This window comes from Pseudoalteromonas sp. ABE4_541 (genome assembly GCF_056312285.1).
This window is the reverse complement of sequence record NZ_JBSVEM010000003.1, coordinates 64,083-85,987: the sequence shown is the minus strand read 5'-3', so window position 1 is coordinate 85,987 and position 21,905 is coordinate 64,083. Positions and strand designations below refer to the sequence as shown.

Below are 21,905 nucleotides of genomic sequence, written 5' to 3'. Positions count from 1 at the left end.
TAATTAATTAGCTCGCTTCTTAAATCTTGGTCGCTATTATTTAACCATGTGATTAAATAATAGCGACCTATATGACTTCCTCATCTACTAATAAAGTTGGCCGACCAACCAAGCATAACGACGAAGCTCGAAATGCGCTGATCAATGCAGCAAGATATAAATTCACCAAAAAGCCATACGATAAAGTCAGTATTCGCGAGCTTGCAGAGCACGCGGGCGTGAATTCTGCGCTGATCAAGTACTATTTCAATAATAAAGAAGGTTTGTATAAAGCAATGATCCTCGAAGTAACGGGGCAAGTGATGCGCAACATACAAATGCACTTGAATAGTAATGAGTTTACTTCTATCAGTGAGGTGTTTCGCAGCTTCACGAAAGTGATGAAATTGTCACCTGAGTTTCCGTTATTGATGCTCAAAGAAGTGATCCTAAACCAAGGCGTGTGTCGAGATTTTTTCTTAGAAAAATTAGGCCACTCTCATCTCAATGTGATCGATGCTGTGTATACACACTTCGCTAAGCAAGGAAAAATTAAACCCAATGTGGACCCCATTTTATTTCGTATCTCTTTGATGGGTATGATGATTTACCCTTGGTACATGAGAGAGCTGCTACACAAGATGGAAGGAGTAGAATTTGACGACGTGTTTTTAGAATCCTTGGTACAACATAATACGTTGTTGATGACTAATGGACTGTTTCAAGAAGCTCAGGAGAGCCATGATGATTGAGCGAATAGTCGATTGGTTTAAGGCAGGCCGAAAGCGAGGCTTAGTGCTACTCCCTGTATTGGGTGTGTTATTTCTTGTCGTTATGGTGAAACTAAAATCACCACCAGAAAAAAATAGCGCAGCTACTCAGGTGCCGCCTGTAAAAGTTGGCTTAGTGCAACAGCGCGAGTTACAGCATCAAGTGGTTGGCTATGGGCGCGCACAGGCCAAACAAACTTGGCGAGCTATTTCTGAGGTGGAAGGCCGTGTTATTTACAAACACCCCGATTTAGAAGTCGGGGCTATGCTCCCTGCTGGCACGGTGATGTTAAAAATTGACCCTGTTGATTATGAGCTTAAGCTCGCACAGGCGAAGTACGATTTGAACTCAGCGCAAGCGCAAGCAGATATGATCAAATTCAATCAAAAGAAAACCACGCAATCATTAGCGCTTGAATCGCAGCGTCTGAAAATCCTTGAGCAGGAGTTAAAGCGAAAAGTAGGCTTGCTTGGTAAAGGTTCTGTCTCCCAGTCTGCGGTTGACCAACAACGAAGCCAAGTATTTGCACAGCAGCAGAAAGTTCTGGAATTACAGACCAATGTGAATTTGATCCCATCAGATTTGGAAGTCGCGCAAGCGCGTGTTCAGGTACAATATGCACGCGTCCAAGAGGCGCAGCGACAGTTAGACAAAACCACCATTGTATTGCCACAAGATAGCCGTATTACGGCCGTTAATGTTGAAAATGAGCAAGTGATCACCATGCGTTCGACATTATTTGAGGCTCGCCACTTGGGGGACATGAAAGTAGACGCACAATTTAATTTGACGCAAGCTCGCGCGTTATTGCGTCAAGTTTGGGTGTCGCAAGATATTCATGATCAGGGTCTGCCTGATGTGAGGCGGTTGCCACTGAATGCTACATTACGTCACTACACCAGTGACACCTTAGAGCAGCCCGCACTCACTTGGCCTGCCAAAGTCACCCGTGTGTTACAAAACACTCAAGCCAGCAGCAACAGCCTACAGATGGTGCTTGAAACACATAATAAGTGGCAGGGTTTTAACCCCGTAGTGCAACCACCTTTGTTGGGGGATATGTTTGTTGAAGTCACGGTTCGAAGTCCTGCAAAAGCGTATTTGAGTGTGCCTCAAAATGCACTCAAAGATGGTTATGTGTTTATCGTAAGAGACAGCAAACTGGTTAAAAAACCTGTCAGTGTATTGTTTTCTGGCGATGGGTATGTCGCTTTAGATAGCGGTTTAGCAAATACCGTGTCTGAAGGGGATTGGGTGCTTGTTACAGAACTCATGCCGGCACTGGAAGGCATGTCAGTTCAGGTTATTGAGGGCAATGAATAATGATTGCTTTTTTTGCACGTCATCCTACAGCTGCTAACTTGTTGATGCTCATCATTTGTATTGCTGGCCTCACATCATTACCACAGTTGAAGCGCGAGACATTTCCCGAATTTAGCAGTGACAAAATTGCCGTTACCGTAGTTTACCCTGGTGCTGGACCGAGTGAAATAGAGCAAGCATTGTGTGTGGTGATGGAAGACGCAATTGATGGCTTAAATGGTATTGAAACGATGAGCTGTGAGTCGCGCGAGGGTGTGGCGACGATGACCATAGAAGCGCAAGAAAACTATGGTGTAGCGCTGTTACTGTCGGATGTTAAAACACAAATTGATGCAATCGATAATTTTCCACAACAGATTGAACCGCCCGTGGTAAAAGAGTTGGATAGAGATCAACATTTGATTTCTTTGGCGGTGTCAGCCGACTTGCCTGTACACGAATTGAAATTGTATGCAGAGCAGCTTAAAGCGCGTCTAAAACGCCAGCCTGGTATAGATATTGTTGATATTCAAGGTTTCTCTGATCAACAAGTCAAAATTGAGCTGTCGCTTTTTAAATTAAGAGAACATGGCTTAAGTGCCAACGATGTGGTTGCTTTGCTGCAAAAACAAAACGTAAAGCTACCTGCAGGCAACTTTAGTGATGGCAATAAGCTGATGCAGGTACGCTTTGATCAACAGCAACTCACGGCGAATAGCATTGCGATGCTGCCAATAAAAAGTTTAAGCAATGGTGAGCAAGTCTATCTAAAAGATATAGCGAGCGTTTCAGAAGGGTTTGAGTTAGATGAAGAGCAAGTTAACTTTGATGGTCAGCGAGTTGCCCTGCTAGATATTAAAAAAGCTAAGCGGCAAGATGCCATTAAACTGGTTGACCAAGTGACACAGTGGGTTGTAGAGGAACAACAAAAGGCCCCTCATGGCGTCACACTAACCTTAACGCAAGACACAGCCCAAATTGTCAGAGACCGCCTTAACATGCTACTTAATAACGGCTGGCAAGGTTTTGTTCTTGTCTTGTTGGTGATGTACTTATTCTTCTCATTTCGATATTCGTTTTGGGTATCGATGGGGCTACCTGTTTCATTCTTAGGCGCTTTTGCTCTCATGGCTTTGATGGGAGTCAGTATCAATATGATCTCCATGGTGGCGCTGTTAATGTCTATTGGTATTTTGATGGACGATGCCATAGTAATTGCCGAGAGTATCGCAGCTAAGGTAGAGCAAGGCGAAGATATTGATGGCGATGCGATAAAAGGGGTGTTAAAAGTTGCCCCCGGTGTATTTTCTTCCTTTTTGACCACCATAGTGGTGTTTATTGGTTTGGCATTTATCAGTGGTGATATTGGTAAAGTATTGAAGGATATACCTCTAGTGCTGATAGCAACGATTTTTGTCAGCGTGATAGAGGCTTTTTTCATTTTACCAAATCACTTGATCCATTCATTACATAAAGGGATTAAGGATGAGCAGTCACCATGGGCATTTAAGGCGCGTTTTACGCAAGCATTTGAGCACTTTCGCTCGCAGACATTAACAGCGTGGGTGTATTGGTGTGTAACAAAACGCTATTACTTTGTAGGTGGTGTGGTTGGGTTGTTTTTCATGTCAATTGCGTTGCTTGCAGGTGGCATTGTTAAATTCAAGGCTTTTCCTGTGCTAGAAGGAGATACCTTAGAAGTCAGGTTGTTATTGCCACCAAGTACCCCTTTTTCGATGACGAATGAGGTTGTTGAGCAGTACACTCAAGCATTAAACAAGGTGAATGCCCGTCTATCTGAGAATGAACATAGCTCTCTTGTTGAGCATGTTACAGTTCAGTACAACCGAAATTCAGATGCTTTTGAACAAGGTGAGCACTTGGCTACGGTTCGCGTTGATTTGTTAACTGCACAAAGTCGAAATACCAAAATGGCTGAACTGACTTCACAATGGCGAGACGAAGTTGGCGTGATCCCCGGTATTCAAGCAGTCTCTTTCAAAGAACCTGTTTTAGGGCCGGCAGGTCGGGCAATTGAAATTCGAGTGCATGGTAATGAACTTGATACTTTAATGCACGCGGCACATAAATTAAAAAGTGATTTATCCCGTTATGAAGGGGTATCTAACATCATGGATGATTTGCGGCTTGGTAAAAATGAATGGCGAGTACGTTTACAACCTGGTGCTTTAGCACAAGGGATTGACGGTTATGCATTAGCGAGCCAATTACGCAGCGCTCTTTTTGGTCAAATTGCTGGTGAAATTCAGCGTGATAACACCAGTATCGAGCTGTACGTAAAGCTGCACAAACAGGATAAAGACAGTTTTAGTAAGCTGCTTAACTACCCCGTTAAGTTAAACAATGGGACACAAGTACCGTTGGCCAGCATTGCTCAGCTGAGTGTTGAACAAAGTGTGACACGAATAAATCGTGTAGATGGCCTGCGTACCGTTACCATTACCGCAGATGTGGATGCGCTGAAGGCTAATACTAATGAGATCGTCAATGAAATAAAGGCGAACAGCATCTCACCGTTACTTACAGCGCATCCTAACTTGAGTGTTAGCTATGAAGGTGAAGTGAAAACCGGTGGCCAAACAGGTAAATCAATGGCGGGTAAATTTTTGCTAGGAATGGTTGGGATTTTTATTATCTTGAGTTTTCAGTTCCGCAGCTATTTTGAGCCAGTTATGGTGATGTTGGCAATCCCTCTTGCTTTAATTGGCGTTATTTGGGGGCATTTTATACTCGGCTATGACCTTTCCATGCCAAGCATGATTGGGTTTATTTCTCTTGCGGGCATTGTTGTCAATGACTCTATTTTATTGGTTGCTTTTATTAAATCTCGCGAATTAAATGAAGGATGTTTAGAGCGCTCTGCTGTGCTGGCAGCCAAAGCACGTTTTCGGGCTATCTTTATTACCTCAGCGACAACGATAGCGGGTACGCTACCATTGCTATTAGAAACGAGTTTGCAAGCACAGGTGGTTCAGCCTCTGGTGGTTAGTATGGTGTTTGGTATGGCATTGTCGACCATTCTTATAGTATTCGTGCTGCCTGCTATTTACGTGCTACTTGAGGACTTCAGCTTGACTTCGAAGCACCATTTGCGTGCGGATAAACCATTAACCTAAAAGGTGTTGGCTTGTTTTGCTCAAGTTGTTTTAGCTTGGCAATTGAGGCCGAGCTGAACACATGGCCTTTCGGTAATAACATAATGCCTTGATGGTTATGCACGGGTAACCCAAGCGTCATCCCTGGATTAAGTTGGTCGCAGTTCAAGATTTGCATTGAACCGGTCGCTTGGTGTTGTTTGCTTATCTTGTTGAAGCCTTTATCAAGCGCTGCCACGACATCTGGCGCATATAAATGGCCACTAAATGCTTTGATGTGAGATAGTGCGTCGAGTTGTTTTTGCTCTTCTGATTTGTTGCTCAAGTCAATGGATTGCCAAAAGTCACGCGCTACGCTCAATATTTGTGCGCAAATGGGAATCTCCTGCGCAGATAGACCCGTTGGTATACCCTCACCATTATATTTTTCAAATTGGTGATAAATACCTTCAGTTACTTCATTCAAATGTTGAGCGGGCATAAGCATTAACTGCGCGGTTGCTGGGTGGGTATAAAATAACTTTTTTTGCTGCTCGCTTAGTTGGTTTAAGGGCACGCTGTATAACTCAGGATCCATAGCCAGCAAGCCTACCTGTGCTAAAAATCCTGCCATCCCTGCGGTTTGTATTTGTTTTGCGTTAAGCGACATTTGCTTGGCGATGATACGGCATGTTTTAGCAATATTACTGGCTAATTTACCATCAAGATATGGGTTCGCATTAATAAAGTTATAAAGCAGTTCTACCGTGGCTTTGTGCTCACCTTGTTCATGTGCATGAGCTATTTCAAGCTTTTTAAGTACCTGGCGAATTTGTACAGTTCGCTTTTCTACCAGTTTTTCAAGAGAATGATTGAGCTCATTCAGTTCTTCATTTTGCTTCAATATGTGTGCTTGTAAAATAGTATTACGCCGTTTAAGGCGGTATTTTTCTATCGCAAGTGTAATGACATGAATAAGGTTGTCATTTTCCCAAGGCTTATTAACGTAAGCACATACGTGCGCATCGTTAATCGCACCAATGGCTGTTGTAGGGTCAACATAGGCGGTGAGTAATATCCGTTGTGAATCGGGCGCGAGCTTTTGTGCTTTAGTAAGAAACTCTAGGCCATTCATTTGTGGCATGCGCATATCGCTAATAATGACATCAAACTCGTTGTGTTCAAGTGCCTTTAAAGCCTCTTCACCCGTAGAGTAAGACTGAGTTTGAATATGGTGGTGCCGCAATAGACGAGTGAGTGAACGCAGTACACTGGGTTCATCATCTAAACACAGAACTTGATATGGCCGTGAATCTAACTTTTGTAACTCTACTATATCTTGCATAAAAAACAGTGTATTACCTAGGTGTATGTGAATAAATTTAGTCTACGCTATAAATATGCACAACCTTTAATGAGTAGCTTGACGACAATGGCATCACAGGATTTGATGATATTACTAATAGATGATGATGCCTTGATATTGAAGGCTTTATCGCGGTCTCTGCAACGTTTATATGCGCAGACGAATGTGGTGTGTTTGCAACAACCTGAACAGTTCGAGCAATGTATTAGAGAGCACGGGCAGCCGGACATCATTTTTTGTGATGTGCAAATGCCCACTATATCTGGGTTAAAAGTATTGGATAGTGCAAAAAATATTTGCCCATGCGCCACACGTTGTTTGTTAAGTGGTGATTATAATCGCGACTATCGCAGCCAAGTTGACAACACCATTCATTTTCATTTGGTAAAACCGTTTACGCAGGCGCACTTACAAGAAGTCGTATCCAACACATTAATCATAAAAAGCTTACCGTTAACAAATAAAGTTCATATCGAGCTCGGTCGGCTTGACGGTTTGCCTTGCTTGAGTTCAAGTGTGTCTCGACTAATGGAAATACTACATTCTAATTCTGCTGATATAGCTGAGTTAGCTACTTTGATTAGTCACGACGGTGTGTTGGCCAGCAAGCTTTTACAAATCGCTAATTCTGCATTCATGGGTTATCAAACTCATACACTTGATTTGAAAGAGGCCATAGTTCGGCTTGGGTTGGTTGAGTTAAAAGCTTTGGTAACTTGCTATGAACTTTCGCAACTATTTAACCATGCCGTCAGGCAAGAAGATATCGAAGCATTGATCACGAAGTCGCTAGATAAAGCAATGATGGCCAAATCGTTAACCAAGTACTTGAACTTAAAGACCGATTTTCAGCAAATACTTTTCGCTTGTTGTGTCTTAAGTGCGGTTGGCACGTTAACAAAATCCTGTATTGATACCAACGATACTATCTCGAGCTACACGCTTAGTGCATATTTGCTTGCGCTATGGGGGTTTGAATCGCGCCTTGTTCATGCACAGTTGATTGAGCATTTGGCAACAAGTGACGATGAACTTGTGCTGTTTCACGCTGTTATCGAACAGCTGAACTCTAGTGACTCATTCTCTTTGACATCGGAACTTGAACAAGCGCTGATGGAAACTGAGTATTATGAAAAGGTTTCTGACTGGTACAAAATCCAGTGGGAAGGTAAAGGAGAGTAAAATGAAAGGTATAATCTTTAGAGGTCTTGAAGAATTAGTAGTCAGTAACTATGGCATGCAAGCGTGGAATCATTTGCTTGCACAGCATGTTCCTGATAACCGTGTTTATGTCTCGGCTCAAAGCTACCCTGATGCTGAGCTGATCCATCTTGCTGAGCAAATATCGGTAGAGCTTGATATTCCAATGAATGAGTTACTAAAAGGGTTTGGTAAATTTTTATTTGGCTATTTAGGTCAATTTCATGGCGATTTAGTCAGCCAATTTGCTGACTTTAAAACCCTAATATTAGCCATTGATTCCGTTATTCATGTTGAGGTTGCTAAATTATATCACGAGCCTCATTTGCCCGTGATTGATTGCCGACAATTGTCAGAAAATCAGATCCTGATGAAATACAACTCTAAAAGGCAGTTGTGTATTTTTGCTGAAGGGTTGGCCTATGGCGCGGCTGGCCACTATGACGTTGATTTGAAGGTGACGCATCAGCATTGCGTGCACTCGGGCGACGCTGAGTGTGAGTTGCTGTTGGAATGGAGCTAGCTATGGACAAGTCGCAACAAGATTACATTCAGGCATATCAACGTGAGAGACAAGCTAGAGATGAGCTGGAAAAGCTCCTTGAAGAAAAAACCAGAGCACTATTTATCGCTAATCAAGAACTTGAAGAAAAAATAAAGTTACTACAAACACAGCAAGCGGTGTTAATGCAAACGGAGAAAATGGCCACTTTGGGGACGCTTTCTGCTGGAGTCGCTCATGAAATTAATAACCCGCTAGCCTATTCAACAAGCAATTTAGAAAGTTTAGCGTTTATTAAACCTATACTGAGTGAGTTACTAAGCGCGTCTAAAGCTTTTATTGATGGAGATATTAGCGCGGATGAGAGTCTAGAGATATTTAAAAGACTGAATCAACAGCAATCTTTCGAGTTTGTAGAGGCGGACATTGATGAGCTACTGGAAGATGCTCAGGAAGGTTTGAGGCGAATTGGTGCAACTGTGGCCAATTTATTGAGCTTTGCTCGACCAAAAAACAACCTCTTGGCGATGGGGGATATGGCAGAGTCAATCGAAAGCTCGTTGAAATTACTCAGCAATCAGTTGAAAAGTGTACACTTAATTTGCCACCTACAACCCATTCCACAAACTTACTGCAATGTAGCATCGTTAAATCAAGTGACGGTCAACTTGCTATTAAATGCCAAACAAGCGTGTGAAGGTTTAACGCGGCGTGCTGAAATTGTAATCGAACTCTATTCCAAGCATGATCAAATTATCTTAAGTATTGAAGATAATGGATGTGGCATGAATGATGACACGATCGCGCATATCTTCGAACCATTTTTTACTACCAAACCTGTTGGTCAAGGAACGGGAATGGGGATGGCGATGGTATATGGCATTGTCAATGAACATCAGGGACAGATCAAAATCAGCAGCTCACTGGGTAAGGGCACAAAAATCACTTGTGAGTTTCCTATCTCCACACCTGACAGTGAGCAATAAAGCTGCTCCTTCATAGGCAACCTCAGCTGCACATAAGCGAATTTGGTCAATAAAGCAATTTGGCTCTTACTAAGAGTGGGTTTCTTAACTTCAACTCATGTTTTGAATGGAGTTAATAATCTAAAATTTAACATCTAAGGTTGTGAGTAGCTATTTAACCTTACGTTTACGTAAACGTATCGTTTGTTTTATTTATACTAATTGAGAGCAAAAAAAAATAACATATATTTTTTAGGAATATATTGAATTTACCTGTTATAGGAATTAACGACCTTTAATTTGCTGTAAAGGATATTTTCCATGTGACAATTTGATTTCACAACTCCATGTTTTAAAAAATTAAATTTTTTATTTATTAATATCTTTATATGAATGCAATTCAACTTATTGCTGAAAATAATGAAATGAACTTGACTCAGTATAAAGGTTGTACCTATACGAACATATTACTACTTTTTGCTTGTGAGCCTGTTTGTGGTGTTTAAAAATTAAACGCATGACGATTGACGGCCAAAATTTATGTGTTAGCTTTAATGTTAATTTGTTAAACAAAGGTTACATGTAAAGGTTGGAGATAATTATGAGTTCACAAAAAATACTCAAGTCGGCGCTGAGATTAAGCGCCCTTAGTTTAGCTTTAATAGGTACGCAGTCTTTCGCTTATAACTGTGATGGTGTTCCTGAATGGAGTGCGGGAGGCACTTACACTGGCGGTACAAAAGTTCAACAAAACAAAGTTGCTTATGAGGCAAAGTGGTGGACGCAATCAGAACCAGAAAGCCATTCTGGTCCATGGCAAGAGTGGATTAAATTGGGTGATTGTGACAGCGTTGTCAGTAATAAGAATCCACAAATCAATCAATTAAGCCCTGTAGATAATTCTGAATTTAACGTAAATGACAGCGTTGCCATTGTTGCAAATGCAACGGATGAAGACGGTTCTGTGAGTAAAGTTGACTTTTACGTCAATGGCACTTTGTTAGCAACGGACACGTCAGGTACAGCGGATAACTTTGAGGCCGTTTGGCAAGCCGTTGAGGGTACACACACCATTTCTGTAGAAGCAACCGACAATGAAGGTGCGGTTTCGACCAAATTGAGCCATCAAGTCATTGTTAAGAGCGACACGCCAGTTAACAAAGCACCTGTTGCGGTGCTTAGTATTGTTTCAATGCCAGATCAGATCAAAGTGGGTTCAAGTGTTAAATTTGCACTGTCGGGTACTGATGAAGATGGTCAAGTTAATAAATTAAGTTTTGCGGTTAATGGTACTGAAGTTGTGGCAACAAACGGTAGTGCAACTGAGCATACATGGCAGGCGACTGAGCTTGGTCAGGTGGCCTTTACGTTGACTGTAACTGATAACGAGGGTGCGACTGGTCAAGTGAGTAAAACCGTCAGTGTTGTTGACCCAACCGCTGACCCTGATGCCTGTAAACCAGCAGGTCTATATCAAACACCGGGTGTAAATACACCTTACTGTACTATTTACGACGAAAATGGTCGTGAGTTAATGGGCCCAGATCATCCTCGCCGCGTAATAGGTTATTTCACAAGCTGGAGAAACGGTGCTAACGGTCAACCTAGCTATTTGGTTAATGACATTCCTTGGGACAAAATTACTCATATTAACTATGCGTTTGCACACGTTGATGCAAACAACAAGGTATCAATTGGTGATCCAAATGCTGCTGGTAACCCAGCAACAAACATGGAATGGCCGGGCGTTGTGGGGGCAGAGCTAGATCCAGCATTGCCGTACAAAGGCCACTTCAACCTTTTGAACAAATACAAGAAACAATATCCGGATGTTAAAACTCTGATTTCAGTCGGTGGCTGGGCTGAAACGGGTGGTTACTTTGGCTCAGACGGCAAACGCGTCAATAGCGGTGGTTTTTATACCATGACAACCAACGCGGATGGTTCTATCAACCATGCTGGTATTGATACTTTTGCCAAGAGTGCGGTTGAATTCATTAAGAAATATGGTTTTGACGGGGTCGATATCGATTACGAATACCCTTCTTCTATGGATGACAGTGGTCACCCAGATGATTTTCCAATTTCTAACGCTCGTCGTGCAGGCTTAAACGCTTCATACCAAGTACTGATGAAACGTTTGCGTGAAGAGTTAGACAAAGAAGGTGAAAAAGACGGCAAGCACTATATGTTGACCATTGCTTCTCCTTCATCGGGTTATTTATTACGTGGCATGGAAACATTCCAAGCAGCCAAGTACCTAGACTACGTGAATATTATGTCTTACGACTTACACGGTGCATGGAACTCACACGTTGGCCATAATGCTTCACTGTTTGATACGGGTGAAGACTCTGAATTAAAGGCTTGGAATGTGTATGGTACCAAAGAGTTTGAAGGCATAGGTTACCTAAATACTGATTGGGCCGTACGTTACTTTAGAGGTGCTGTATCGGCTGGGCGTATCAATATTGGTATTCCTTACTACACGCGTGGCTTCCAAAATGTACAAGGTGGTACAAATGGTCTTTGGGGACAAGCATCATTCCCAGACCAAACGAACTGTCCTCCTGGCACAGGTAAAGGTGAGAAGAACAAGTGTGGTAACGGTGCTGTAGGTATTGATAACTTATGGCATGACAAGAATGACGTTGGCTTAGAAGTGCCTGCCGGTTCAAACCCACTTTGGCATGCTAAGAACTTACAAAAAGGCGTTATGCCAAGTTATGCGCAAGCCTACGGTCTAGATCCAGAAAATGATCCTACGGACAAGTTAACAGGCACATATACTCGCCACTATGACTCAGTTGCTGTTGCACCGTGGCTGTGGAATAGCGAGAAAAAAGTATTCATCTCTATTGAGGATGAAGAGTCAATGGCAACCAAAGTTGATTACGTTATCAACAATGGACTTGGCGGTATTATGTTCTGGGAATTAGCGGGTGACTTTGACTATGACGCGGCGAAAGGTGAGTACTTTATGGGCTCTAGCTTAACGTCTTTGGCATACGACAAGTTCAATCAAAGTGGCGCACCGTACGATGTAAATCAGGGTAATAAAAACTTTGTATTACCTGCCTCTTCAGTAGATGTAAGTTTTGCTGCTAAAGACTTCCCATTGGGTGATGCAAACTATCCAATTAGCCCTACGTTCTCGTTTACCAACAACTCGCAAATTGATTTAACGGGAGCAAAAATCTCGTTTGATGTACCAGTATCGACTTCAGCCATTTTTAAGTCGAATTGGAATGCGCAAGAGAAGCTAGGTATGGCAGTTGACGTCAACGGCTCAAATGCCGCAGGTAATAACATTGGCGGGTTTGAAAATAACTTCCACCGCTTCTCCATTACACTTGTGAACTCGTGGGGTGGTACACCTAAGTCGTTTGCACCGGGTGAAACGGTTAATGCTCAAGTCATGTACTACATGCCTATTACAGGTCCTATCAACTTCATTGCTGAGAAAGACGGTCAGAAATATGCCTTTAAGTTTGAGTATCCAAAATTACCAGATGCGAAACCTGGTGATGGTGGTACAGATCCGGTTACTAAATGTAAAGGCGTTCCAATCGAGAACATCGTTGTCTACCCAACACTACCTCAAGGTACTCACGCGGCTGCGGGTGATTTAGTTCGCCAAGGTGACAAAATCTATGAAGCCAAATGGTGGACAAACAAAGCACCTGAAGGTAGCAGCGATTACCAAAAGGTGTGCACAGTTTCACAATAAGTCTAGGTAATTGATTGGGCAGTGCATGCTGCCCATGGCTAAGGATAGAGTTATGAATAATCAAAGATTAAAAACATCTTTATTAGTCGCGGGTGTGAGTGCCCTTGTCGCGAGCACGTTTAGTTTTAAAGCTTCTGCGCATGGTTTTATGGATTTTCCAAAAGCACGCCAGTCGATTTGTGAAGCGCAAGGTGGCTATTGGTGGCCTGAAGATGGCTCAAATATACCAAATCAAGCTTGTCGCGATGCCTTTTTAGAATCAGGGTATGTGCAGTTTATTCAAGAGCATGAATTTTCAGTTAATACTGCTAATTATAACGATCAAGCGGCTGTTGAGGCGAATGTACCGGATGGCAAGCTATGCTCAGCGGGTTCTAATGAAAAGCGTGGCATGAACTTACCTTCACCGCATTGGCAAAGCACCGAGGTGACGCCAAATGCACAAGATGAGTTGGCCATCCGTTTCAGAGCGACAACCCCTCACAACCCAAGCTTTTGGAAGTTCTATATTACAAAACCAAGCTTTGACCCAGCAGTTGATGAATTACGTTGGGAGGACCTTGAGTTAGTCACTGAACTTGGCAATGTGGACTTTGTTAAAGATCCCGATGGCAAACGTTACTATGACATGAAAATTTCAGTACCCCAAGACCGAGAAGGGCGTGCGATTTTATACACTCGTTGGCAGCGTATTGATGTGGTGGGTGAAGGTTTTTACAACTGTAGCGACATTACTGTAGTTCGTGATACTGGACCTATTACTTGGACCAGTGCAGGGTACTTTGTATCGCAAGGTCAACAAGCAAATGTAGGTGATACCGCTTGGGCACGAGTGTTTGATGCTACAGGTAAGGAACTAGTGAGTACCTCACTGAAAATCACTGACTTCAACCACGGAAATTGGGCAGAGCAACTTGCACAAATGCTAAACCTTGACCATGCAAGTACGGTTAAGATTGGTGTAAAACAAAGCGATGGTTCAATAGTATTTGATGCGCAGAACTTGCTATCAAATGAAGTTTTTGTAAGTAATGAAAATTACACTTACAACCTGACCATTCAACCAAAACCAGATAATACACCGCCGCAAATTCATCCGCCTGAGCCTTTAACCATGGATGAAGCGAGTACAGTAAGTTTACATGTACACGCGTTTGATGATGAACAGCAAGATCTTACATACCAATGGCAAGTGCCAAGTGAATTGGCATGGAGTGGAACGGGCGCAACCATCGAACTGAGAGCACCTGAAGTGTCTGAGGACAAGTTACTCAATATCCGTGTCACGGTCTCTGATGGCGAACTGAGCACGAGTGCCGACATTCCTGTGACGGTAAAAGATACAGATCAATCTAATTATCCCGCTTGGCAAGCAAGCGCGACCTATGTCGGTGGAAACAAAGTCTCTCATAAAGGTCAGGATTACGAAGCCAAATGGTGGACGCGCGGCGAAGAACCGGGCACCGCTCAAGTTTGGAAGAAATTATAAGTTCCTCATTATTCCGCTACGTTAAGCCGTAGTAGCGGTAACAATAATCATCCACCGTTATCGGCTGGATACAACATGTAAATAAGGTTGAGAAAGAAATGAAAATGAAGCATTTAACGGCTGCAATAAGCCTAGCAATGATCTCGGGTTCGGTTGTAGCTGCACCTTCTACACCAAGTTTAAGCTGGGAACCGCAGCAATACTCGTTCGTTGAAGTAAACCTAGATGGTAATGGCTCATACAAAGATTTAGTGAAAGCGAAAGAGCAAGTAAACATTAGCATCAAATGGAATGCTTGGAGCGGCACAGGTGGTGACGGTTACAAAGTGTACTTTGATGACATGATGGTTAATGAAGGAACACTACCTGCGGGCACTAAGAGTGGCACGATTGAGTTCCCTTATAGCAAATCTGGCCGTCATACTTTGTATGTTGAACTATGTGAAGGCCAAACATGTGCTCGCAGTGCAGGTAAAGCAATTGTTATCGCAGACACTGATGGCGGCCATTTAGAGCCTTTGGCGATGAATGTGAATCCAAACAACAAAGATTATGGTACTAATCCAAACTACGTAACAGGTGCTTATTTTGTGGAATGGGGGATTTATGGCCGTAATTTCGATGTCACTCAAATCCCTGCACAAAACTTATCACACTTGCTGTATGGCTTCATTCCAATTTGTGGTGCGAATGAGTCTTTAAAAGAAATTGAAAATGGCAACAGTTGGCGCGCACTACAAAAAGCGTGTGGCGGCTCTGCTGATTACGAAGTGGTGATCCATGACCCATGGGCTGCGATTCAAAAGGCGCTTCCAGGTGTGGATAGTAATGACCCAATTCGCGGTACCTATGCACAGTTAATGGCGTTGAAGCAACGTTACCCAGACTTGAAAATTTTACCTTCAGTAGGCGGTTGGACGCTATCAGACCCATTCCATGGTTTTACTACCAAAGCAAACCGTGACACATTTGTGGCGTCAATGAAGAAATTCCTAAAAACTTGGAAGTTCTACGATGGTGTTGATATTGATTGGGAATTCCCAGGTGGTGACGGCCCTAACGGTGACTTAGGCGACCCAGTAAACGATGGCCCAGCGTATGTTGCTTTGATGCAGGAGCTCCGCGCTATGCTAGATGAGCTTGAAGCAGAAACGGGTCGTACATACGAGCTGACTTCAGCAATTGGCTCTGGCTACGATAAAATTGAAGATGTTGATTACCAAGCGGCATCTCAATACATGGATTACATTTTTGCGATGACCTATGACTTCTATGGTGGTTGGAACAATGTAACAGGTCACCAAACTGCACTTTACTGTGGTTCTCATATCAGTACCGATGAATGTAATGGCACAGGTGTAGATGACAATGGTGAGCCGCGTAAGGGTCCAGCTTACAGTGCGCATAATGCAATTAAACTGTTGTTAGCTCAAGGTGTTGACTCTAAAAAGTTGGTCATGGGGGCGGCAATGTACGGTCGTGGTTGGGAAGGTGTTATGGAAGCTAACGCAACCATTCCTGGGAACCCAATGACAGCACCGGGTAACGGCAAATTTACTGGCACTAACGCACAAGGCGTTTGGGAGCCAGGCATCATGGACTATAAAGGCATTGTTGCTAACTTGTTAGGTCCAAACGGTACTGGTATCAACGGTTTTGAAGCCGGTTATGATGATCAAGCCGAAGCCGCATATGTTTGGAACCGCAGTAACGGTAAATTGCTCACTTATGATAACCCGCGTTCAGTGATGGCCAAGGGTGGCTATGTTAAAGCGAATGATCTCGGTGGTTTGTTTGCATGGGAAATTGATGCAGATAACGGTGATATTTTAAATGCAATACACGAAGGATTAGCCGGCTCTGTACCACCTAACCGCGCGCCAGTTGTCAGTGTGGATAGCCAAGTGTCAGTTTCAAACGGAGGTTCTACGACTGTAACTGCAACTGCAACTGATGCCGACCGTGATGCGTTGACGTATTCATGGACAGGCGATGCGGCGCTAACACTTGCGAATAGTAATAGTGCAAGTGTGAGCGTAACAGTGCCAACAGTCACAGCTGATACTAACTACACACTGACAGTAACGGTATCAGATGGCAAAGTGGACGTCTCTAAAGACGTCACAGTGAAGGTCACAACTGCAACAAATACAGCACCAGAGTTACAGCCGATTGCTGATGTGATGGTTGATGAAAATGCGCAAGTGAGCGTGAGTGCGGTTGCATCTGACGCTGATAATGACGCATTAACGTACACATGGAATGTACCTGCGGGGCTCACGCTTGTGGGTTCTGGTGCAAATGTAAGCTTGACAGCGGGTGAAGTATCACAAGATATGGCTTACACAGTATCTGTTTCTGTATCTGATGGTAAAGCATCTGTCTCTGAGTCTTTTAAAGTAACAGTGAAAGATGTCACTTCGCCAGTAGATGCATGGGACAGCAGTAAAGTATATTGGGGTGGCGACATCGTGTCACACCAAGGTAAACAATACCGTGCAAAATGGTGGACTCGTGGTGAAGAACCAGGAAAAGCACAGGTTTGGGAAGCGCTATAATTTTTTGTAGCTGCAACCTATGACTTGGTGACTCAAGGACGAGCCCAATAACAAATCAAAAAACGCCATCCAGTAGAACTGAATGGCGTTTTTTTCTTGTTGACTCGCAACGAGCATTTGACTTATTTGAGGTAAAGGTCACTTCTCGCAGGAGAATTGGCGTCATGGAAATGTATGAGCAGATATAATATGCTGACGGCAAATTTTATTATGCGGTTTGTATGTATTTATGCAGTCGATTAAGCAGCGCGTTGTTTATACATTTATTCTTTCTTTTGTTTTGTCTGTACTTATGACCTTATGGGTTACTTACCTGAACTTAGGGCTATCAAGCACATTCTTGTATTCATGGGGGAAAGCTTTTTTGTTGGCTTGGCCTGCTGCCGCATTGATCTCTTTTTTTGCAGCACCAATGGCGTTACAGCTCACTAATTATCTACTTTTAAGAGGAAAGTGAAGGTTCGTACTTTACTGAAAATCGCAATAAAATTGGTAATATTGAGGGATCACTCCATACTCTAATCAGAATATAAAATTTGAGATGTTGTACTAGTTTGTATTGCCGCATTTTATTTCTCCCTTTCATTTTTATAACATTCTTATCGCATGCTTGTGAGCGCACTTATAAAGTGGGTGTTGGAACAGCATGGCCGCCTTATGTTATGTATGAGGGTGAACACTATTTTGGACTGGATGTAGAAGCCACACAGCAAGTGTTTTCAGCTGCAGGTATGTGCATAAAGTATGTACGTTTGCCCTCTTCCGCGCGCGGCATTACAGAGTTGGAAAGAGGTTTTATCGACATATTGCCTTCTGCTAGTTATAACGACCAAAGGGCTGAAATTGCATTTTTTAGTGCAGTTTATCGCAATGAAAAAATGCGTTTGTTTACTCTTGATAAATTAGACTCAATTAATAGTTTGGCTCAGTTATTTGCGGCTGATTACCTATTTACTGCAAATCCGGGGGCATACTATGGGCAAGAGTTGTTAGAAATACTTCGTGTTGAAAAGTATCGCAATAACTACTTTGAAGTAGCTAGCTTGGAGCAACGTATGGAGTTGGTGCGTAGGGGACGGGTCGACTTTTTGATTGAGGATGAAGCCAGTGGGATTTACTACAAAAACCAGTTGGGCTATGAAACATTGCAAATACATCCATACGTTATTCATGATAACGGAATCCATTTTATGTTGAATAAAAACGCATTTAGCCTAGAGCAAGTGGCAAAAATAAACCAAGCTATTGCCCATACCTCCAACCTTGTTAAAAAAATTGAAGAAAAGTATTTGGGTAAGGCGGCACAAGACTAAATGAAGGGCAGCACCTTACCCTAATCGCGTTACCTCCAATTCTATTGCACCTCGGTTTAGTCCATAATCGCAAATAATATCGTTGGCAAACGGGGTAAACTCGCCATGTTGATTAATTTTGATATCTCCGCCGCCGTTAAGTGAAAAAGCGTGTTGGTCGTCGGCATTGATACAGCCAACTAACGAAAACCAAGGTCTGCCTGGCAAACGTTTGTAGGGCTCCATCATTTCCATCGGCAACTGCTTCACTCCAAGAGTTCTGTTGGCTCGCTGCCAACCACTGGCTGTCACTTTCTCTGCTTTGTCGTACCATACTTGATCGTCGATTGGGTTAATGCGATAGGTCGCGCCTTTTTCTAACCAGAGCCCTGTGTGATTGTATAGCTCGCAGGCAAATACTTTAACGCGTCGACGCTCACCCACTTGCAAAATATTGAGTTGTTGGGTGGGTAATTCTAAATGTGGGTTTAGACCTTTGCATAGTAAGGTTTCACCATTTGCGTACTCAAGTAGATGGTCTAGTCCCTTTAATGATTCTGGTCTGTAACTGCTGTTGTGATATATCCTTTTTGCAACACTGTGATGGATGACGGGCGGCTCATCACTTATTTGATTATCTTTCATCACGACACATAGGCGATTGGTTGCCTTGAAATTAATATTACTCCAAAAATAATCATGTTGGTGGCTAGGTGCAAGCGCATCCGGTGTAATAGCCAAGTCGTCTGCGTCAATGAGCAAAGCGCCATCATGTGGTAACAAGCTTGCGTAGCTAATTTGGTCGCGGGTAAGTAATTCAATGGAGATCGACAGAGTTTGCAGCCATTCGATTGCGTAACGAAGACAAATATCGGATAAACCACTACGGTAAAATCCGCCCCCGATATCTGAATGACTACCAGCAAACCACACTTCATGCACTTGTGGTGCTTGATTAAACAACGTAGCTTCAAACGCTCTGCGTTTGTCATCTAAACTGACACAATGTAGCGCTGCTTCTACATTATTCGCTACATCATGTTCTGAAAAAATAACATGCTCAGTGCCACAAGTCGCTTTGGTTATTTTACTAAAACCAATTGATGCTATGGTGTCGAATACACATAAATAAACACTGCTATTGATATGTTTTTCAAGGCATTTAGCAAATCTGCGCGCTAAAGCCGCACCGCGACTGAAACCAATTAACAGTACCTTATCATCTGCTTGGTAATGCGCTTCAAAGTCTTGCATAGCTTGTGACAAAATACTTCCCACATCACTACTTAGAGGTGCCAGTATTTGGTTTAAAACTTTTTTTACCGTACTGCCTTGGTTACCTATCCCGCTGTAGTAAAAACAGCGTTGATTGGCAAAGTGACTTTGTGCCTGAGGGTGAATGCGTCCGCCTAAAAACAAATGAAGTTTAAGCACATTACTTATTTCACAGTCTTCTTTAAATTGCTCGGCGCTGTATTGTTGTACATCCCTGGGTTCACTACCTGTGCCATCAAAGCTAAAAACCAAAAGTGACGATTCAGAAGGACTAGACATGGTTTTCTCCTTTTTGAGCAAGTAGGTAGTTGCTAATAACATATTTTTACTGCACGAATTGGGTTAATGCTAAACACAAAGTGTGATACTTTTAAGTCAAACATTCTTCCCATTGAGACCACACCATGGAGCATGGACAGCAGTTGCTAGAAAGCTTATCGCAACATTTTGGATTTGCCAGTTTTAGACCCGGACAAGCAGAAACTATTTCAGGACTTCTTGAAGGAAATTCATCACTGGCTATTTTCCCAACCGGATCGGGTAAGTCGTTGTGTTATCAATTAACTGCATTACATTTGCCTAATTTGACGCTGGTTGTTTCACCACTGTTGGCTTTGATGCAGGACCAAATCGCATTTTTGGCCGCTAAAGGTATCAATGCGGCGAGTTTAGATTCGAGCCAAACTCGAGAACAAAGCCAGGCCGTAATGCAAGGCGTAAGAAAAGGTGATGTGAAAATTCTAATGGTCTCGGTAGAGCGCTTTAAAAACGAACGTTTTAGAGAATTTATTAAGCAAGTACCGGTATCTATGCTGGTGGTTGATGAGGCGCATTGTATTTCTGAATGGGGCCATAACTTTAGGCCAGATTATTTAAAGTTACCGCAGTACCGACGTGAACTGAATATTCCACTGGCACTTTTGTTAACCGCGACTGCCACCAAAAAAGTCAAGATGGATATGGCTAAGCGATTTGACATTGAACAAAAAAACATAGTTCAAACTGGTTTCTACAGACCTAACTTAGACTTAGCCGTGTTAAGTGCACAAGAACAACAAAAGCTACCCATGCTTATTCAACAAATACGTTCTGATCAGGGAGCGGGTATAGTTTATGTGACCTTGCAACAACAGGCCGAACAGGTCGCAAAACAGTTACAAGCATCTGGGATCAAAGCTGCCGCTTATCATGCAGGGCTTGATGATGACCTACGTCGCCAGGTACAACAGCAGTTTATGAACAATCAATTGCAAGTAGTTGTGGCAACGATTGCATTTGGCATGGGCGTTGATAAGTCGGATATCCGCTTTGTTATTCACTATGATTTACCCAAATCCATAGAAAACTACAGTCAAGAAATAGGCCGAGCGGGGCGAGATGGTCAATATGCGCGATGTACAGTGCTTGCTAATCTAGACGGGGTGCCTACGGTCGAAAACTTTGTTTATGGTGATACGCCAGAGCGTGCCGGTATTGAAGCTGTTATTGTGCAGTGTTTGAGTGAACAAACAAACGGTAAGTGGGAAGTACAAGAGCTACCGTTATCTAAAAGCAGTAATATTCGTTTATTGGCTCTTAAAACCCTGTTAGTGCAGTTAGAGCTAGCAGGGGCACTGGAAGCTAAATATGCTTATTACGCAGACTTTAGATACAAGTTCATTACGGTACAAAACAAAGTGCTCAGCCAATTTGATGCGCAGAGACAGGCATTTTTACAGCAAGTGTTTGCGCATACACAATTTAAAAAGGTATGGGGCACTCTAGACATGCAGGCCCTTGTTAATTCAGGCTTTGAACGTGATCGTGTTGTTGCAGCACTGGACTATTTACATGAAAAAGGCCTGATCGAGCTGGAAAGTAAACGCATGGTACAAGTCTACGAAGTGAATGTCGCAAAGATGTCGCAAATAGGCTTGGTTGACACTCTTTATCACTATTTTAAAGAAAAAGAGCAAGCGGAGCTTAAGCGCATTGCTGCCATGATCCGTTTCTTTGAACTAGACCGCTGTTTAAGTGCTAATCTCGCCTTTTACTTTGACGATAAAAATGTGCCGAATGCGTGTGGTCATTGTAGTGTTTGCCGTGGTGATGTTGCTCAATTGTCAGTGAGTCAATCTATTGAAATTCCAGATGATGACACCTTACGCGACACTATTTTTGCTTTACAAAAACACCTTAGGCAAGGCAATGTTTCTGTAAGTAAAGATACTATAATTCGTTTTCTCACGGGGGTTACGACCCCATTCATCTCGCAATATAAACTAAAACAACTGCCAGGTTTTGGCTGTTGTGAAGGCGTGCGCTTTGCACAAGTGACTGACAAGGTAGAAAAACTGGGATTTTCTTAGCGTGCATGCTCATAGAAGGTTCAGGTGCGTGCC

General features: G+C 42.8%; 14 protein-coding genes. 12 read left to right on the top strand and 2 right to left on the bottom strand.

From position 1 onward, the window contains the following. The first annotated feature begins 71 nt into the window (after positions 1–71). From ACW689_RS04330 to ACW689_RS04320, 3 genes are read left to right on the top strand one after another with little or no spacing between them, the layout of a single operon-like run. Positions 72–731 carry a TetR/AcrR family transcriptional regulator gene (locus ACW689_RS04330; protein ID WP_476288680.1) on the top strand — a complete coding sequence of 220 codons (660 nt, stop codon included), beginning with the start codon at positions 72–74 and terminating at the stop codon, positions 729–731. Next, positions 721–2,073: an efflux RND transporter periplasmic adaptor subunit gene (locus tag ACW689_RS04325; RefSeq protein ID WP_476288679.1), complete on the top strand. Its 1,353-nt coding sequence runs from the start codon at positions 721–723 to the stop codon at positions 2,071–2,073. Before ACW689_RS04330 ends, ACW689_RS04325 begins: the two co-directional genes overlap by 11 nt. Further along, on the top strand, positions 2,073–5,189 hold the full coding sequence (locus ACW689_RS04320) for an efflux RND transporter permease subunit (RefSeq protein WP_476288678.1): 3,117 nt from the start codon (positions 2,073–2,075) through the stop codon (positions 5,187–5,189). Before ACW689_RS04325 ends, ACW689_RS04320 begins: the two co-directional genes overlap by 1 nt. Here the strand turns inward: ACW689_RS04320 and nosR are convergent. Next, positions 5,140–6,492: a response regulator c-di-GMP phosphodiesterase, NosR family gene (nosR, locus tag ACW689_RS04315; RefSeq protein ID WP_476288677.1), complete on the bottom strand. Its 1,353-nt coding sequence runs from the start codon at positions 6,490–6,492 to the stop codon at positions 5,140–5,142. The genes ACW689_RS04320 and nosR overlap by 50 nt on opposite strands. A 27-nt stretch (positions 6,493–6,519) precedes the next feature. Here nosR and ACW689_RS04310 point away from each other — a divergent pair, with 27 nt between their 5' ends. From ACW689_RS04310 to ACW689_RS04275, 8 genes are all read left to right on the top strand, one after another. Further along, positions 6,520–7,695: an HDOD domain-containing protein gene (locus ACW689_RS04310; protein ID WP_476288676.1), complete on the top strand. Its 1,176-nt coding sequence runs from the start codon at positions 6,520–6,522 to the stop codon at positions 7,693–7,695. Position 7,696: 1 nt separating this feature from the next. Continuing rightward, entirely contained in the window at positions 7,697–8,236 is a 540-nt protein-coding gene (locus tag ACW689_RS04305; RefSeq protein ID WP_476288675.1) for a heme NO-binding domain-containing protein, read from the top strand. A 2-nt stretch (positions 8,237–8,238) separates the two neighbouring features. Continuing rightward, positions 8,239–9,201, top strand: coding sequence for a sensor histidine kinase (locus ACW689_RS04300; protein ID WP_476288674.1), 963 nt, complete (start codon positions 8,239–8,241; stop codon positions 9,199–9,201). A 580-nt stretch (positions 9,202–9,781) separates the two neighbouring features. Next, the gene (locus ACW689_RS04295) at positions 9,782–12,910 is read left to right on the top strand and encodes a glycosyl hydrolase family 18 protein (RefSeq protein ID WP_476288673.1); all 3,129 of its coding nucleotides are present in this window, start codon (positions 9,782–9,784) and stop codon (positions 12,908–12,910) included. A 52-nt stretch (positions 12,911–12,962) separates the two neighbouring features. Next, a complete protein-coding gene (locus ACW689_RS04290) occupies positions 12,963–14,399 on the top strand; it encodes a lytic polysaccharide monooxygenase (protein ID WP_476288672.1) in 1,437 nt (478 codons plus the stop codon). Positions 14,400–14,497: 98 nt separating this feature from the next. Continuing rightward, complete coding sequence (locus tag ACW689_RS04285) at positions 14,498–16,957, top strand: glycosyl hydrolase family 18 protein (protein WP_476288671.1); 2,460 nt, start codon at positions 14,498–14,500, stop codon at positions 16,955–16,957. Positions 16,958–17,186: 229 nt separating this feature from the next. Next, positions 17,187–17,414 (top strand): DUF2798 domain-containing protein, encoded by a 228-nt coding sequence (locus ACW689_RS04280; RefSeq protein ID WP_476288670.1) that lies wholly within the window; start codon positions 17,187–17,189, stop codon positions 17,412–17,414. Positions 17,415–17,586: 172 nt separating this feature from the next. After that, positions 17,587–18,270, top strand: a complete 684-nt coding sequence (locus ACW689_RS04275) for a substrate-binding periplasmic protein (protein WP_476288669.1) — start codon at positions 17,587–17,589, stop codon at positions 18,268–18,270. Positions 18,271–18,285: 15 nt separating this feature from the next. Here the strand turns inward: ACW689_RS04275 and ACW689_RS04270 are convergent, their stop codons facing one another. Continuing rightward, entirely contained in the window at positions 18,286–19,803 is a 1,518-nt protein-coding gene (locus tag ACW689_RS04270) for a phospholipase effector Tle1 domain-containing protein (protein WP_476288668.1), read from the bottom strand. A 125-nt stretch (positions 19,804–19,928) separates the two neighbouring features. Between ACW689_RS04270 and ACW689_RS04265 the strand changes: the two genes are divergently transcribed. After that, positions 19,929–21,872 (top strand): RecQ family ATP-dependent DNA helicase, encoded by a 1,944-nt coding sequence (locus ACW689_RS04265; RefSeq protein WP_476288667.1) that lies wholly within the window; start codon positions 19,929–19,931, stop codon positions 21,870–21,872. The last annotated feature ends 33 nt before the right edge of the window (positions 21,873–21,905 follow it).

Bases quoted from the DNA above. Each gene is read 5' to 3' on its own strand.
- ACW689_RS04330 (WP_476288680.1), top strand. From the start codon at position 72: ATGACTTCCTCATCTACTAATAAAGTTGGCCGACCAACCAAGCATAAC.
- ACW689_RS04325 (WP_476288679.1), top strand. From the start codon at position 721: ATGATGATTGAGCGAATAGTCGATTGGTTTAAGGCAGGCCGAAAGCGA.
- ACW689_RS04320 (WP_476288678.1), top strand. From the start codon at position 2,073: ATGATTGCTTTTTTTGCACGTCATCCTACAGCTGCTAACTTGTTGATG.
- nosR (WP_476288677.1), bottom strand. From the start codon at position 6,492: ATGCAAGATATAGTAGAGTTACAAAAGTTAGATTCACGGCCATATCAA.
- ACW689_RS04305 (WP_476288675.1), top strand. From the start codon at position 7,697: ATGAAAGGTATAATCTTTAGAGGTCTTGAAGAATTAGTAGTCAGTAAC.
- ACW689_RS04300 (WP_476288674.1), top strand. From the start codon at position 8,239: ATGGACAAGTCGCAACAAGATTACATTCAGGCATATCAACGTGAGAGA.
- ACW689_RS04295 (WP_476288673.1), top strand. From the start codon at position 9,782: ATGAGTTCACAAAAAATACTCAAGTCGGCGCTGAGATTAAGCGCCCTT.
- ACW689_RS04290 (WP_476288672.1), top strand. From the start codon at position 12,963: ATGAATAATCAAAGATTAAAAACATCTTTATTAGTCGCGGGTGTGAGT.
- ACW689_RS04285 (WP_476288671.1), top strand. From the start codon at position 14,498: ATGAAAATGAAGCATTTAACGGCTGCAATAAGCCTAGCAATGATCTCG.
- ACW689_RS04280 (WP_476288670.1), top strand. From the start codon at position 17,187: ATGCAGTCGATTAAGCAGCGCGTTGTTTATACATTTATTCTTTCTTTT.
- ACW689_RS04270 (WP_476288668.1), bottom strand. From the start codon at position 19,803: ATGTCTAGTCCTTCTGAATCGTCACTTTTGGTTTTTAGCTTTGATGGC.
- ACW689_RS04265 (WP_476288667.1), top strand. From the start codon at position 19,929: ATGGAGCATGGACAGCAGTTGCTAGAAAGCTTATCGCAACATTTTGGA.